Source organism: Streptomyces acidiscabies (genome assembly GCF_020010905.1).
GTDB classification, from domain to species: Bacteria; Actinomycetota; Actinomycetes; order Streptomycetales; family Streptomycetaceae; genus Streptomyces; species Streptomyces acidiscabies.
This window is the reverse complement of the sequence record NZ_JAGJBY010000001.1, coordinates 1,081,672-1,095,646: the sequence shown is the minus strand read 5'-3', so window position 1 is coordinate 1,095,646 and position 13,975 is coordinate 1,081,672. Positions and strand designations below refer to the sequence as shown.

The window sequence follows — 13,975 nt, the reverse complement described above, 5'->3', positions numbered from 1 at the left end:
GGCGGCGGCACTGCGAGTCCGCGAGCTGGCGGCGCTACGAGTCCGCAGGCCGGCGGGCCACTGGGTCAACGGGAGGCATGCACATGCGGATCGGCGACGCGGCGGCAGCCGTGGGTACGACACCCCGAGCCCTGCGCTTCTACGAACAACGCGGCCTCCTCCCGCCCCCGCACCGCACGCCCTCCGGCCAACGCGACTACACACCCACCGACTTGGCCGTCCTGCGCGTCGTCCGCGAACTCCTCGCGCTCGGCCTGACCGTGGAGGACCTGCACACCATCGCCGACCGCCTGCCGCTCCTCGCCACGACCCCGCAGCGCCCCTGCGACCCGGCGGCAGCGGAACCCGGCGTCGCCGGCGCAACCGTCGTGGACCGCCGCATCGCCGCGCTCGACGCGGACATCGCCCGACTCACACGGCTGCGGGACGGACTCAGGGAGGCGGCGGGGCGGACCCGTACCTGAGGGGTAGCTCCCAGGGTGCCCCTACCTGAGAACTACCTCTCAGGCCTCGGTCGGCCACCGTGACCGCATACGCCGCGCCAGCGCGCGCCCCCACTCCTGCCCCGGCACCTCGACGTACCGGTACGTCAGCACGCACACCGGCAACAGCACCGCACAGAAGGCCACTTCGAGCAGCCAACTGTCCTCGCGCCGCCGCCCGACCGTCCCGTCGATCACCGCGAGCAGCAGCGGATGCACGAGGTAGACCGAGTAACTCACCGTCCCCAACCCGGCCAGCACCCGAGGCGTACGGCGTCGGCGCGATGCCAGTCCGACGCCGAAGGTGAGTACGGCGAGCAGGAACGCGGTGATCCACCCGCGCGGCGCGGAGCCGTACGCGTACGAACTCCCCACCGCACAGCCGACGACCACCAGGGCGACGCGCCAACTGCCCCACCCAGCACGGTAGATGGCCGTGCCGAGGAACATCACGGCGAGGATCACGAGCCCTTCCCACGTCGGGACGGTGCCGTTGAGGGCGATCAGTACGAGGCCCAGGGCGCCGCCCAGGACCCGCGCCCAGGCGTTCGCGCAGCAGATCGCAACGACCATGGCGACCGAGGCGCACACGATCAGCGGCCCCCTGCCGACCGCGCCGGACAGCGCGGAGGCCGGCACCGTGGCCCCCGCCACCACACTCGCCACCGCGAAGAAGACGGCGATCGTTCCCGAGTGCCGGTGGAGGCGGAGCGTGAAGAGGGCGACGACCAGCAGGTAGAAGGACATCTCGTAGGAGAGGGTCCACAGGACGAGCAGGAGGTTGGGGGTACCGAGGAGTTCCTGGAGCATCGTGACGTGCGCGAGGGCGGTCAAGTAGACGCTCTGGCCGTCGAGTTCGCGTATCCCCGCGACGCCCGCGAGGTGCAGGGCGAGGAGTGCGGCGACGACCACCGCCCACAGCGGGTACACGCGGAAGATCCTGCCGATCCAGAACTCTCGTACGTGGCCTCGGCGTTCGAGTGACGCGGGGATGAGGTATCCGCTCACCAGGAAGAACACCATGATGCCGTAGCGGCTGGTGTTGAACTCGGGCATCAACTCCCGCCGTACTTCAGGCAGGAACGTGTACGACGAGTGGTCGAAGACCACGACGAGTGCGGCGATGCCGCGCAGTGCGTCCAGCCAGGCCGACCGTGAGGGTTTCATGCTCCGAGTCCAGCGGGCGGCGCATTGTTGGGCAGCGCCCCGACGGGGTCCGAACAATGGGGGGTTGAGGCCGTGGCAGGGCGGAAAGAGGTGCCGGTCGATCCGGCGGCGGGTCCGGTGCAGCGGTTCGCGTTCGAGTTGCGCAAGCTGCGGGCGGAGACGGATGGGGTCACCTACCGTGAACTCGCCCTGCGGGCGGGCTACTCGGTGACCACGTTGTCGCGGGCGGCGGGTGGGGAGCAGTTACCCACGTTGCCGGTGGTGCTGGCGTATGTGCGGGCCTGTGGGGGCAACTCGGCTTGGTGGGAGGCACGTTGGCGGGAGGCCGCTGAGGACGTGCCCCCGGACGACGGTTCCGCCCCGCCTTACCGAGGGCTCGCCCGGTACGAGCCCGACGACAGCGCCCTGTTCTTCGGGCGTGAGCAACTCACCGCTGATCTCGTCGAGTTGTTGAGCCGTCGCCGGTTCGCCGCGGTCTTCGGGGCCTCCGGCAGCGGTAAGTCCTCTCTGCTGCGGGCCGGGTTGATCCCTGTGCTGCGGCGGGCCCGGGATCCTCGTCCGTCCGCGATCCGCATTCTGACGCCGGGCGAGCGTCCCGCCCGCACACACGCTCAGCTCCTCACGCCGGCAGGGCCGGAGACGTACGTGATCGTCGACCAGTTCGAGGAGGTGTTCACTCTCTGCCGGGATGTCGCCGAACGGGACCGGTTCATCGAGATGTTGCTGACCGCGCGCCAACCCGGCAGCGGGGTGCGGGTGTTGCTCGCCGTCCGCGGTGACTTCTACGGCCGGTGCGCCGAACACCGGGGGCTCGCGGAGGCGTTGCGGGACGCCAACCTGCTTGCCGGTGCGATGAGTCCGGCCGAACTGCGGGACGCCGTGGTCAAGCCGGCCACCGCGAGCGGGCTGACCGTCGAACGTGCCCTCACGAGCCGGTTGGTCGAGGAGGTCGCCGGGGCGCCGGGTGGACTGCCCTTGCTGTCCCACGCGTTGCTGGAGACGTGGCGGTTGCGGCGGGGCAAGACACTGACCCTGGCGGGGTACGAGGCGGCGGGCCGCCTGGACGGGGCGATCACACGGACCGCCGAGCGGGTCCACTCCGGTTTCACCGAGGCCCAAGCGGCCACCGCACGCCGGGTGTTGCTGCGGCTGATCGAGCCCGGCGACGGCGTACCCGACACGCGCCGCCCTGTGCAGCGCACCGAACTCCCCGGCGATACGGGTCCCGTCCTGGAGGCACTGACCGGGGCACGTCTGCTCACGCTGGACGGCGACACCGTCGAGCTGGCCCACGAGGCACTGATCACGGCCTGGCCCCGGCTGCGGGGGTGGATCGAGGAGGACCGTGAACGGCTGCGGGTGCAGCGGGAGTTGACGGTGGCGGCGGGTGCTTGGGCAGAACTGGGGTGCGAGAAGGGGGCGTTGTATCGGGGGAGTCGGCTGGCCGCTGCGCAGGAGTACTTCGGGGGGACGGGGAGCAGGGGGCTGATCGGTGGGGGGTTCGGGAGGCTTCTGGGCTGGAAACGCGGGGAGTTGGCCGGTGCGGGGCGCGGAAAGCTGGCGGACAGGGAGCGCGGGGAGCTGACGACGCCGGCCGATACGCACTGCGCGGAGCTGACCGGCGTAAAGCACGCGACGCCGACCGACGGGGAGCGCGGGCAGTGCGAGGAGCCGGCTGTCCCGGCCAGCACGAAGCTGACCGCCGGGAAGCATTCCACCCCGGCCAACTCGCACCGCGCGGAGCTGACCGACGACAAGCACTCCACCCCGGCTGACACACACCGCGCAGAGCTGGCCAACGTAAAACACGCGGCACCGGCCGACGGGAAGTCGACTGCCCCGGCCGACACGAACCGCACCACCCCGGCCAACGACACGCACTCGGCCCCCGCCACCACCGACCGCGTCGCCCCGACCAACGGCAACCACTCGCCCCCGGCCACCACCAACCACCCCACCCCGCCCAACCACAAGCCCACACCCCCCGCCGCCACCAACCACCCCGAACTCACCCTCATAGAACGCTCCTTCCTCGACGCCAGCCTCAACCACGCCCACCGTGGCCGTCGTCGGTCCCGGCTCGTTCTCCTCTCCGTCGTCTCCGCCCTCTGTCTCGCCCTCCTCGGTACCGGGCTCGCCGTGGGGCAGTGGCGGAGTGCCGTCGGGGCGCAGCGGCTTGCCGAGTCGCGGCAACTGGCCGCGCAGTCAGGGGCGTTGCTGAGGTCGGACCCGGATCGGGCCGCGTTGCTCGCCGTGCGGGCGTACCGCACGGCGGCCACCCGGGAGGCGACCGAGGCGCTGTACGCCGCCGCCTCGTTGCCGTTGCGGCAGCGGCTCGTCGGTGGCAAGCGGCCCGTGCAGGCCATCGCCCTCAGCCCGGACGGACGGACCCTCGCGGCCTACGACGCGGACGGCACCGTACAGATCCGGGACCTGCCCGGCGGCAGGCTCCGGCACACGCTCGCCGGTCTCGGCGGCACCAGGAGCATGGTGTTCAGCCCCGACGGACGCGTCCTCGCCGTCGCCGGTGCGGAGATCGGCCTGTGGGACCCGGCCACCGGCGAGAAGGTCAACTCCCTTGCCATCAGGGATGGTTACGTACGCGGCATGGACTTCCACGGTCGTACTCTCGCCGTCGCCTCCCCGGCGGGCGTACGTCTCTGGGACACCGGCACCGGTCGCCTCCGCAAGCCCCTCGCCGGGCTCCGCGATCCGGAGGCCGTCGCGTTCGGGCCCGGTGGGCGTACCGTCGCGGCGGCCGGTCTCGACGGGGGCGTACGGGTGTGGGACGTCGCCACCGGGCGGACCGTGGCCGTCCACGAGGGCTGGACAAGGGCCGAGGTGGTCTTCAGCCCGGACGGGCAGACGTACTCGATCACCCCCGACGGCGGTTCGGTGGAGCTGCGGGACGTGGCGACCGGGGCCCTGCGGCGCACCCTCGGCACCGGCGGGCGCCCAGCGTTCGCGCCGGACGGGCGGACCCTCGCCGTCGCCGGGCCGGGGGACACCGTACGGATCTGGGACGCCGTGTCCGGTGCGGCGCTGGCCTCGCTGACCGCCGGGCACCACGGGCGCGGGCTCATGGAGATCGCCCTCGGCCCGGACGGCACGCTGGTCACCAGCACCAACCTGGACCCGAGCGTTCGCGTGCAGCGCTGGTCGGCGGAGCGTCCGAGGGCCACTCTGTACGGGGCTGTCGGAACGTACGTCGCGGACTTGGCGTTCGGGCCGGGTGGGCGGGCGGTGGCGACGGTTTCGGAGAGGGCCACGCCGATGCCCGGCGACGGTTCGGCGCAGCTCTGGGATGTGAGGGCCAGCGCACTCGTACCCGCGTCGACGCCCGGCGAACCCCCAGTTCAGCCCCGGGATGCCGGAACCGTCGCCCTCGTACCCCTGTCGATGCTCGACGAACCCTCGACGCGCCCCCGGGAGACCGGAACCACCGTCCGCAAAACCACAGCCCTCAACACCGGCCCAGCCTCCGGGGGCACCGCCCTCGGCTTCACCCCCGACGGCCGCGCCCTCGTCTCCCGCAGCGTCGGCAACGGCGTGATCGAAGTCCGCGACCTCACCACCGGCCGCCTCCTCCACAGCCGACGCCTCGGCCCCGTGGACAAAATCGCCTTCAGCCCCGACGGCACCCGGCTCGGCGCCGTCGGCCCGGACGGCACCGTACAGATCTGGCACCTGTCGACCGACACGCTGAGAACCATCCGCACCGGCGACCACCACACCCTCAGAACCATGGCCTTCACCCCGGACGGCCGCGAACTCGCCCTCGTCACCATCCACCCCCGCAGCGAACGCCTCACCCTCCTCGACACCACGACCGGCCGCACCCGCCACACCCTCGACCTGAGCATCGGCGGTTCCCTCTCCATCGCGTTCAGCCCCGACGGCCGCACCCTCGCCGCCGCGAGCGGCGACACGGGGACCGTGCAGATCCGGGACCCCCGCACCGGCCGCCTCCAGCACACCTTCGACGCCGGTGACCAGGCCGTTTCCCCCGCCTTCAGCCCCGACGGTCGTACCCTCGCCACCGGCGAACCCGGCGCGGTCCACCTCTGGGATCTCGCCACGGGGCGCCCCCGCCGTACCCTGCCGACCCGCTCGTACGCGACCCCGGAGTTCAGTCCGGACGGCCGTACCCTCGCCGTCGTGGTGGGAAACTCCGTCGAGTTGTGGGACGTCGATCTGCCCGACCCGGCGCGGGCGATGCGCGAGATTCGGGAAGCCGTCAGCGGGTGAGGTGCGTGGCGACCGCGTCTAGGACCCAGTCGAGGCCGGTCGTGAAGGTCGTCTCCGCGTCGATCTCCGTGCCGTCGTGCACGGCCTTGGTCAGTGCCGGGAAACGGCCCGTGGCCAGCATGTTCATCACGTGCGGGCCCGATGCGCGCTGCCAGTCGGCGTCGGTCAGCCCCGTGGCGCGCTCGGCGCGCAGGTGCGCGATCTCGCGCCGGAGTGCGCCGGTGACGTACGCGCTGATCGTCTCCACCGCGCGCAGGGCGGTGTCGATGTCCGCGTGGCCGTCGAGGGCGGCGAGTTTGGCCTCGGTCACGGCGAGGCCGTGGGGGCCCAGGGTGGGGCGTCCGCCGAGGAGGTCGGCGAGCCATTCGTGGCGGAGGGCCGTACGGCGGGTGCGGTGGGCGAGCGTACGCAGCGCTTCGCGCCAGTCGCCGGGGGGCTGCTCGGTGCCGGGGACGATCTCCGCATGGACCTCGTCCACCATGAGGTCGTACAGCTCCTCCTTCGTCGCGATGTAGCCGTACAACCTCATCGGCCCCGCATTCAGCCGCGCAGCAACCTTCCGCAGCGACACCGCCTCCAACCCACCCTCGTCCGCCAGCGCGATCGCCGCGGTGACGATCCGCTCGCGGTCCAGGGGGGCGGGGCGGGTGGGGGGATCGGGGCGGTCCCAGACAGTCATGGCCACATCGTACGGTTGCGATACGGCGCATCGTGAAAATACAGTGTATTGACATGAGACAACGTATCGCCGTCGTCGGAGCCGGGCCCGCCGGGCTCACCTTCGCGCGGGTACTACACGGGTACGACCATGCCGTCACGGTCCTCGAACGCGATCCCTCGCCCGACGCGCGTCCCCCGGGCGGCATGCTGGATCTCCACGCCGGGATGGGTCAACTCGCCCTGTCCAAGGCGGGGTTGCTGCCGGAGTTCGAGGCGCTGTCCCGTCCCGAGGCCCAGGCCATGCGCATCCTCTCCCCCGACGGCACGGTCCTGCGCGACTGGCGTCCCCGCCCGGACGACCGCGCCAACCCCGAGATCGACCGCGGCCAGCTCCGCGATCTGCTGCTGGGGCCGCTCGACGTCCAGTGGGGGCGGGAGGTGACACGGGTGGAGCCGGGTGTCCAGGGAGACCTGAGGGGTACCCGGGTAGTACCAGGGCGGGTCCATTTCGCGGACGGTCGGCACGAGACGTACGACCTCGTCGTCGGCGCGGACGGCGCCTGGTCCCGCACCCGGCCCGCCGTCTCGCCCGTCACCCCGTACTACACAGGGGTGACCTCGGTCGAGACGTCCCTCGACGACGACCTCGCCCACCTCATCGGCGACGGCTCCCTCGCGGCGTACGGCCCGAACCGCTCCCTCGTCGCCCAGCGCAACAGCACAGGCCAGGTCAAGGTGTACGCGAAATTCCGCGCACCGGAAGACTGGCACACCCACCTCGACCCCGCCGACACGGAGTCCCTCCGCACAGCACTCCTGACCCTCTTCTCCGGCTGGTCCCCCTCCCTCCTCGACCTCCTGCGCCGAGGCACGACCTTCACCCACCGCCCCTTCCACACCCTCCCCGTCTCCCACACCTGGCCCCACACCCCCGGCGTAACTCTCCTGGGTGACGCGGCCCACCTGATGCCACCCCTCGGCGCGGGCGCGAACCTCGCCATGCTGGAGGGCGCGGAACTGGCGGAGTCCCTCATGACGGACGACCTCGACTCGGCCGTCCGCGCCTTCGAACTCCGCATGTGGGAACGGGCCGCGAAGTGGGCCCACATCACGACGACGGGCCTGGAACGCCTGGTCAGCCCGGACCCCATGGAGGCCGTCGCCCACTTCGCCAGGGTCCAGCCGTCCTGAAGAACCACGCGTCCGAGGGACGGCAGCTTCCCCCGCCCCACCCATCGCGGCGGCGCCACCGAAGAGCCGCGCGCCCGAGGGTGCCAGTTTCCCCCGCACGCACCACCCATCGCGGGGTCGCCACTGAAGAGCCACGCGTCCAAGGGCGGCAGAAGCCTGCGGCGAGCCGCATCCAGCCGTCCGGCACAGCCCGGCACAGCCCAGCACGGTCCGACACAGCCGCCGCGACAGCCCTCCAACCCCGCACCGGCCTCGGGTGCCCACCCCGCCGAAGTTCCCAAGCCGCGCAGGGAACGTACGCCGCTAGCGTGACCGGTATGACAACCGAGGACGGAGCGCTGGCCGGTGACAGCAGAAGTCTGCGGCGGGCCACACCCAGCCGTCCGGCACAGTGCACAGTCCCGCCGCAGTAGCCCTTCACCCCCGCCCCAGCCTCGGGCCCCCGCCCCGCCGAAATCCCCAGGCCACGCAGGAAACGTACGGCGCTAGCGTGCCCGGTATGACAACCGAGGGCGGGAAACCGGTCGACATGACGGCTGAAGACAGAGCAGCTCCAACCGGTATGACAACCGACCACGAGGAGCCGACCAGCACGACACCCGAGGCCAGACCCCTGACCGGCGGCATGGCCAACGCAGGTGCCGTCTTCCGCCACGGCGCCCTGGTGGACCGCCCAGCACCACCCAACGCCCCCGCCCTCCACACCTACCTCCACGCCCTGAAAACCCACGGCTTCGACGCAGCCCCAACCCCCCTCCGCCTCACCGAAAACGGCCGCGAACACCTCACCTTCATCCCCGGAGACGTCCCCCTCCCCCCATTCCCCGCCCACACGATGACGAGCCCCGCCCTCGCATCCGTAGGCCACCTCCTCCGCCGCCTGCACAACAGCAGCGCAGCCATCCCGATAGACCCCCAAGCCGAATGGCCCCCGGACCTCGCCGACCCCGAGGGCGGAACCATGCTGTGCCACAACGACGTATGCCCGGAGAACGTCGTCTTCCGCGACGGCCGCGCCACCGCCCTGATCGACTTCGACCTGGCCGCCCCGGGCCGCCCCCTCTGGGACGTAGCCATGACCGCCCGCTACTGGGTACCCCTACTCGACCCCGTATCGGCAGCCACCCACTACCCCACCGACCTGGACGCACCCGCACGCCTACGCACCCTCGCCGACGGCTACGGCCTCTCGCCCGAGGACCGCGCCGACCTCCCCGCCGTAGTCGAACAGGCCACCGCCGTCTGCCGCACCTTCGTCACCCACCGCGTGACCACCGGCGACCCCGTCTACCTCCAGGCCCTGACGGAACGCGGCGGCTGGGCCCGCTGGGACCGCGTACAGACCTGGCTGGCGGACCACCGCGAGACGTTCAGAACCGCCCTGCTGAAGTGACGCCCCGGCCCACGCCCCGGCCCACGACCCGACACCGCCCGGCGTCCCGCCCATCCTCACCGAAACCTCACTCACCCCGGCCCCGGCGATCTTGTCACCGCAAACTGACATCCGTAAGGTGACGACTGTCAGGCAACAGGGGGCGCAACCGCGCCCCCACCATGCGGTCACCGGAAAAGGTCGAGTGGCATGAAAATAACTGTCGACGAAACGAAGTGCTGCGGCGCAGGCCAATGCGTACTGGTAGCCCCGGACGTGTTCGACCAACGCGACGAGGATGGCATCGTCGTCCTCCTGGCCCCCCACCCCCCGACGGACCACCACGACGCCGTACGGGAGGCGGCCCAGGTCTGCCCAGCGGCGGCGATCCTCGTCGAGGAGCACTGAGGTGCCCGCCCCCGAAGCCCTCCGCCGACTGGTAGTGGTCGGCGGCTCAGCCGCCGGCCTGGCATTCGCGGAGGAGGCCCGCCGCCGCGGCTACACGGGCACGGTCACGCTGATCGACGCCGAACCGGGCCTGCCCTACGACCGCCCCCCGCTGTCGAAACAACTGCTGGCCGGCGAATGGGAGCCCGACCGCCTGCTCCTGCGCCCGAAGGACCAGTGGGACGCGCTCGACATCACGCACCTGCCCGCCACCACCGCGTCCGGCGTCGACACAGCCTCGGAGACCGTACGACTGACCGACGGCGGCGAACTCCCCTACGACGCACTGGTCATAGCCACCGGCGCCCAGGCGGTGCACCCGCCGTCCCTGGGCGCGGGCCTCCCCGGCGTCCAGGTGCTGCGCAACCTGCCGGACGCCCTCCGCCTGCGCGCGGCCCTCGAACGAAGCGGCCGACTGGTCGTGGTCGGCGCCGGGTTCGTCGGTGCGGAGGCGGCGGCAGTGGCCCGGCGCATGGGAGTGCCGGTCACGATGATCGACCCCCTGCCGCTCCCCCTGGCCAACGTCCTCGGCGACGAGGTCGCCACCCTGCTCGCCGCCCGCCACCGCGCCGCCGGCGTGGACCTGCGCTGCGGCACAGGGGTCACCGAGGTACTGGCCGAGAACGGCCGGGCCGCAGGAGTAGCGCTCGACGACGGCTCCATAGTCGAGGCGTCCACCATCCTCATCGCGGTCGGCGCCCGCCCGGCGGTCGGCTGGCTGGCGGGCTCCGGCGTACCGCTGGGCGACCGGCACCGGGACGGCGCCGAGGGCGTCCTGTGCGACGCGGACGGCCGTGTCGCGCCGAAGCTCTGGGCCGTCGGCGACGTCGCCGCCCGCCTCGACCCCACCACCGGCCGCCACGTACGCGCGGAACACCGGCTGGCCGCCACCGAACAGGGCCGGGCGGTCGCAGCCGCCGTCCTGGGCGCCGGGAGCACCGCACCGCCCTCGCTGCCCTACTTCTGGTCCGACCAGTACGACCTGAAGCTCCAGTCCTACGGCGCCACGGGGCGGCGGATGGCCTTCACCGTGGTGGAGGGCTCGCTGGCGGACGGCCGGTTCGTGGGCGTCTACGGCCACCGCGACGCCGACGGACGGCCCCACCGGGTCGACGGCGTGCTCGGCAACGGGATGGCACGCGCGCTGCGCACCTGGCGTACGGCCGTACTCGACCGCGCCCCTTGGCCCGTGACCACCGCCGACGCACCGACGCTCCGACAGGAGAAGGCACTATGACCACCCCCACCACCGAGTCCGCCGCCACCGAGGAACCCCCCTTCTTCCCGGCCCCCCGCACCTGCCCCTTCGACGCCCCCGCGAAGTACACCGAGTTCCGCGAGACCGGCGGCCTGCACCAGGTCACCATCTGGGACGGCTCCCGCCACTGGCTGGCCACCCGCCACGAGGACATCCGAGCCGTCCTCTCCAGCCCCTCCTTCAGCGCCGACGTCCGCAAGCCCGGCTTCCCCCTGGTCCACCCCGGTCAGGACGAGCACCAGGGCGGCCTGTTCCTGCGCCTGGACGACCCCGAGCACGCCCGGCTCCGGCAGATGCTCACCAAGGAGTTCAGCGTCAAGCGCACCCAGGCGATGCGCGAGAAGCTGCTCGCGATCACGGACGAGCTGATCGACGGGATGCTCGCCAAGGGCGGCCCGGTCGACTTCGTCGAGGACTTCGCGCTCCCCCTGCCGTCCCTCGCCATCTGCCTGATCCTCGGGGTCCCCTACGAGGACCACGACATGTTCCAGCAGCACGCGAACGCCGGGACGGACCTGGACGTCAGCCCCGAGGAACGCGCGCGGCTCCAGCGCGAGGCGTTCGAGTACTACACGGCCCTCGTCGAGCGCAAGCGCCGGGAGCCCGCCGACGACATGGTCAGCCGGCTGCTGGCCGACCACACCGGCCCGGACGGCTTCACGCCCGAGATGCTGCCCCGTCTGGTCGCCATCCTGGTCGGCGCCGGGCACGAGACCTCGGCGAACATGCTCGGCCTCGGCACCGTGGCCCTGCTCGTCAACCCGGACCAGCGCGAGCGGCTGCGCGACCACCCCGAGCTGGCACCCGGCGCGGCGGAGGAGATGCTGCGCTACTGGAGCATCGTCTCCACCGACCCGCGCCGGGTGGCGGTCGAGGACGTGGAGGTCGGCGGGCAGCTCGTACGCGCGGGCGAGGGAGTCATCGTCTCCCTGGTCGCCGGCAACCGTGACCCCCGCGCCTTCGGCGGCGGCGAGGGCGAGTGCCCCGCCGGCCAGGTGGACATCGGCCGCAGGGCCCGCCACCACGTGGCCTTCGGCTTCGGCTCCCACCAGTGCCTCGGCCAGAACCTGGCGCGGGTGGAGATGCAGGTCGCCTGGCCCCGGCTCTTCGAGCGCATCCCCGGGCTGCGGCTCGCCGTCCCCGAGAACGAGCTGCCCTTCAAGAAGAACTCCATCGTGTACGGCCTCACGTCCCTCCCGGTCACGTGGTGAGCGTCGGCGGGCACACCGACGGCCACGGCACCCGGCTGGCGGGCCGGGCGGCCCTGGTCACGGGAGCCGGAGGCGCGGGCGACCTGCCGGGCACCGGGTCGGCCACGGCCATGCTCCTCGCCGCCCAGGGCGCCACCGTCGGCATCCTCGACGTCAGCGCCGAGCGGGCCGAGCACACCCGTAGCCTCATCGAGGCCGACGGCGGTACGGCGATCACGCTCACCGCGGACATCACCGACGACGCCTCGGCGCGAGCCGCGGTCGACGACTTCGCAGGCCGGGCCGGGCGTATCGACGTGGTCGTCAACAACGCCGGTACGAGCGGGGTGGGCGCCACCCGGGCCGACTGGGACCGGGTCTTCGCCCTCAACGTCACCGCCGCCATGCAGGTGGCCCGTGCGGCCCACCCCCACCTCGTACGCGGTGGTGGCGGCTCCGTCGTCAACATCTCCTCCGTCGCGGCGCTGCGGGGCTTCGGCAGCGGGGCGTACGGCGCCAGCAAGGGCGCCCTCCAGTCGCTGACCACCGACCTGGCGTACGCCTGGGGCCCGGACAACATCCGCGTCAACTGCCTCGTACCGGGCCACCTGCACACCCCCATCGGCGATCACGGCGGGGAGGAGGGACGACGGCTGCGCAGCGCGGCCAACCTGCTCGGCCTGGAGGGCACCGCCTGGGACGTGGCCTGGGCGGTCCTCTTCCTCGCCGGGGCGGAATCGCGGTGGATCACCGGCGCGGTGATCCCCGTGGACGCGGGGACGACGACGGCCACGGTGCTGGGCATGCTGCCACGCCTCGGCCATGACCGGAAGGACAGCGATGGATGACAGCGGGCCTCTTGACCGCAGAGCCACCGGCGAACAGGTCGTACGGGAGATGTTCGGCGAGGAGTTCCTACGGCAGAACCTGGCCTCCCACGCCGACGGCGAGGGCCCTGGCGCCGACCTGGCCCGGCTGGCTCTGAACCAGTGCTTCGGCGAGATCTGGTCCCGCCCCGGCCTGGACCGGCGCAGCCGCAGCCTGGTCACGCTGGGCATCCTCATGGCCCAGGGCCACCAGTGGGAGATCCACAACCACGCACTCGGCGGCCTGAACAACGGCCTGACGGCGGAAGAGCTGCTGGAGGCGGTGGTCCAGGCGGTCCCGTACATCGGCCTCCCGGCGGCGGGCCAGGCGATGTCCTCCGTGGCCCGGGCTGTCGCCGAGGCATAGTCCCTGCCCTGCGGTTTCCCGTCCCCGGCGCCGGGGAACCGCAGGATCGGCGTATCGCAGAATGGGACGCATGAACAAGGAAGCCGTGCCCACCACCGAGAGCGCACGCAGGCGCAATCCCCGGGGCCAAGGGGACCGGCTCCGCTCCGAGATCCTGGCCGCCGTCGGACGGCTGCTCGACGAGAAGCTCACCGACAACCCCCTCCCGGTGTCCCTGCGTGAGGTGGCACGCGAAGTCGGCATCGCCGCCCAGAGCATGTACCTGCACTTCGCCGACAAGGACCAGCTCGCGCGTGCCGTAGCCGAGGACGGGTACGAGCGGGTCGTCACGGCCATGCGCGACGCCGACACCCGCGCGGCGTCCGAGGGAGCCGACCCCGGCGAACGCCTACGCGCCCAGGCGAACGCCTTCTGCACCTTCGCCGCAACCGAACGCGGCGTCATCCGCCTGATGTTCGGACACAACGCGTCGAGCTTCGGCGAACCGGACGAAGCCCACCACCCGGCGGGCCTCCTGTGGCGGCAATGGCTGGACGCGGTCCAATCCTGCGAAAACGCGGGCCTGCACTGGCCCGACGGCGCCGAACAAGCCGCCCTGCACCTGTGGTCCGCACTCTTCGGCCGCTTCGCCCTGTGGGCCTCCCCCTTCACCCGCCACGAGCCGAAGGACCTCACCTCGTTCGCGGACCTCGCCGTCGACATGGTGCTGCGCGACGCCCGCCGCTGA

12 protein-coding genes are annotated in these 13,975 nt (G+C 72.2%); 10 read left to right on the top strand and 2 right to left on the bottom strand.

Annotation, left to right across the window (positions count from 1 at the left end; all coding sequences use genetic code 11):
* The first annotated feature begins 83 nt into the window (after positions 1 to 83).
* Positions 84 to 464 carry a MerR family transcriptional regulator gene (locus tag J8M50_RS05335; protein WP_010351147.1) on the top strand — a complete coding sequence of 127 codons (381 nt, stop codon included), beginning with the start codon at positions 84 to 86 and terminating at the stop codon, positions 462 to 464.
* Between the two features lie 39 nt (positions 465 to 503).
* Here J8M50_RS05335 and J8M50_RS05330 read toward each other — a convergent pair whose 3' ends face one another.
* Positions 504 to 1,649 (bottom strand): acyltransferase family protein, encoded by a 1,146-nt coding sequence (locus tag J8M50_RS05330; RefSeq protein ID WP_010351146.1) that lies wholly within the window; start codon positions 1,647 to 1,649, stop codon positions 504 to 506.
* A 72-nt stretch (positions 1,650 to 1,721) separates the two neighbouring features.
* Here J8M50_RS05330 and J8M50_RS05325 point away from each other — a divergent pair, with 72 nt between their 5' ends.
* Positions 1,722 to 5,897 carry an nSTAND1 domain-containing NTPase gene (locus J8M50_RS05325; protein ID WP_100216668.1) on the top strand — a complete coding sequence of 1,392 codons (4,176 nt, stop codon included), beginning with the start codon at positions 1,722 to 1,724 and terminating at the stop codon, positions 5,895 to 5,897.
* Here the strand turns inward: J8M50_RS05325 and J8M50_RS05320 are convergent.
* Positions 5,887 to 6,576, bottom strand: coding sequence for a TetR/AcrR family transcriptional regulator (locus tag J8M50_RS05320; protein ID WP_010351144.1), 690 nt, complete (start codon positions 6,574 to 6,576; stop codon positions 5,887 to 5,889). The genes J8M50_RS05325 and J8M50_RS05320 overlap by 11 nt on opposite strands.
* 53 nt (positions 6,577 to 6,629) lie before the next feature.
* On the opposite strand from J8M50_RS05320, the gene J8M50_RS05315 reads away from it, so the two are divergent.
* The 8 genes from J8M50_RS05315 (at position 6,630) to J8M50_RS05280 (ending at position 13,975) form a co-directional block, all read left to right on the top strand.
* Entirely contained in the window at positions 6,630 to 7,748 is a 1,119-nt protein-coding gene (locus tag J8M50_RS05315) for an FAD-dependent oxidoreductase (protein ID WP_010351143.1), read from the top strand.
* A 562-nt stretch (positions 7,749 to 8,310) separates the two neighbouring features.
* Positions 8,311 to 9,141, top strand: coding sequence for a phosphotransferase enzyme family protein (locus tag J8M50_RS05310; protein WP_010351142.1), 831 nt, complete (start codon positions 8,311 to 8,313; stop codon positions 9,139 to 9,141).
* Between the two features lie 189 nt (positions 9,142 to 9,330).
* A complete protein-coding gene (locus J8M50_RS05305; RefSeq protein WP_029183483.1) occupies positions 9,331 to 9,528 on the top strand; it encodes a ferredoxin in 198 nt (65 codons plus the stop codon).
* Position 9,529: 1 nt separating this feature from the next.
* Positions 9,530 to 10,804 carry an NAD(P)/FAD-dependent oxidoreductase gene (locus J8M50_RS05300; RefSeq protein WP_010351140.1) on the top strand — a complete coding sequence of 425 codons (1,275 nt, stop codon included), beginning with the start codon at positions 9,530 to 9,532 and terminating at the stop codon, positions 10,802 to 10,804.
* Positions 10,801 to 12,036 (top strand): cytochrome P450, encoded by a 1,236-nt coding sequence (locus J8M50_RS05295; protein WP_010351139.1) that lies wholly within the window; start codon positions 10,801 to 10,803, stop codon positions 12,034 to 12,036. The genes J8M50_RS05300 and J8M50_RS05295 overlap by 4 nt, the downstream gene beginning before the upstream one ends.
* Positions 12,033 to 12,863: an SDR family NAD(P)-dependent oxidoreductase gene (locus tag J8M50_RS05290; RefSeq protein ID WP_010351138.1), complete on the top strand. Its 831-nt coding sequence runs from the start codon at positions 12,033 to 12,035 to the stop codon at positions 12,861 to 12,863. The genes J8M50_RS05295 and J8M50_RS05290 overlap by 4 nt, the downstream gene beginning before the upstream one ends.
* Positions 12,856 to 13,248, top strand: a complete 393-nt coding sequence (locus tag J8M50_RS05285; protein ID WP_010351137.1) for a carboxymuconolactone decarboxylase family protein — start codon at positions 12,856 to 12,858, stop codon at positions 13,246 to 13,248. Before J8M50_RS05290 ends, J8M50_RS05285 begins: the two co-directional genes overlap by 8 nt.
* A 70-nt stretch (positions 13,249 to 13,318) precedes the next feature.
* Positions 13,319 to 13,975 (top strand): TetR/AcrR family transcriptional regulator, encoded by a 657-nt coding sequence (locus J8M50_RS05280; RefSeq protein ID WP_040835509.1) that lies wholly within the window; start codon positions 13,319 to 13,321, stop codon positions 13,973 to 13,975.

Coding starts and splice junctions, on each gene's coding strand:
- J8M50_RS05335 (WP_010351147.1), top strand. CDS start 84: ATGCGGATCGGCGACGCGGCGGCAGCCGTGGGTACGACACCCCGAGCC.
- J8M50_RS05330 (WP_010351146.1), bottom strand. CDS start 1,649: ATGAAACCCTCACGGTCGGCCTGGCTGGACGCACTGCGCGGCATCGCC.
- J8M50_RS05320 (WP_010351144.1), bottom strand. CDS start 6,576: ATGACTGTCTGGGACCGCCCCGATCCCCCCACCCGCCCCGCCCCCCTG.
- J8M50_RS05315 (WP_010351143.1), top strand. CDS start 6,630: ATGAGACAACGTATCGCCGTCGTCGGAGCCGGGCCCGCCGGGCTCACC.
- J8M50_RS05310 (WP_010351142.1), top strand. CDS start 8,311: ATGACAACCGACCACGAGGAGCCGACCAGCACGACACCCGAGGCCAGA.
- J8M50_RS05305 (WP_029183483.1), top strand. CDS start 9,331: ATGAAAATAACTGTCGACGAAACGAAGTGCTGCGGCGCAGGCCAATGC.
- J8M50_RS05295 (WP_010351139.1), top strand. CDS start 10,801: ATGACCACCCCCACCACCGAGTCCGCCGCCACCGAGGAACCCCCCTTC.
- J8M50_RS05285 (WP_010351137.1), top strand. CDS start 12,856: ATGGATGACAGCGGGCCTCTTGACCGCAGAGCCACCGGCGAACAGGTC.
- J8M50_RS05280 (WP_040835509.1), top strand. CDS start 13,319: ATGAACAAGGAAGCCGTGCCCACCACCGAGAGCGCACGCAGGCGCAAT.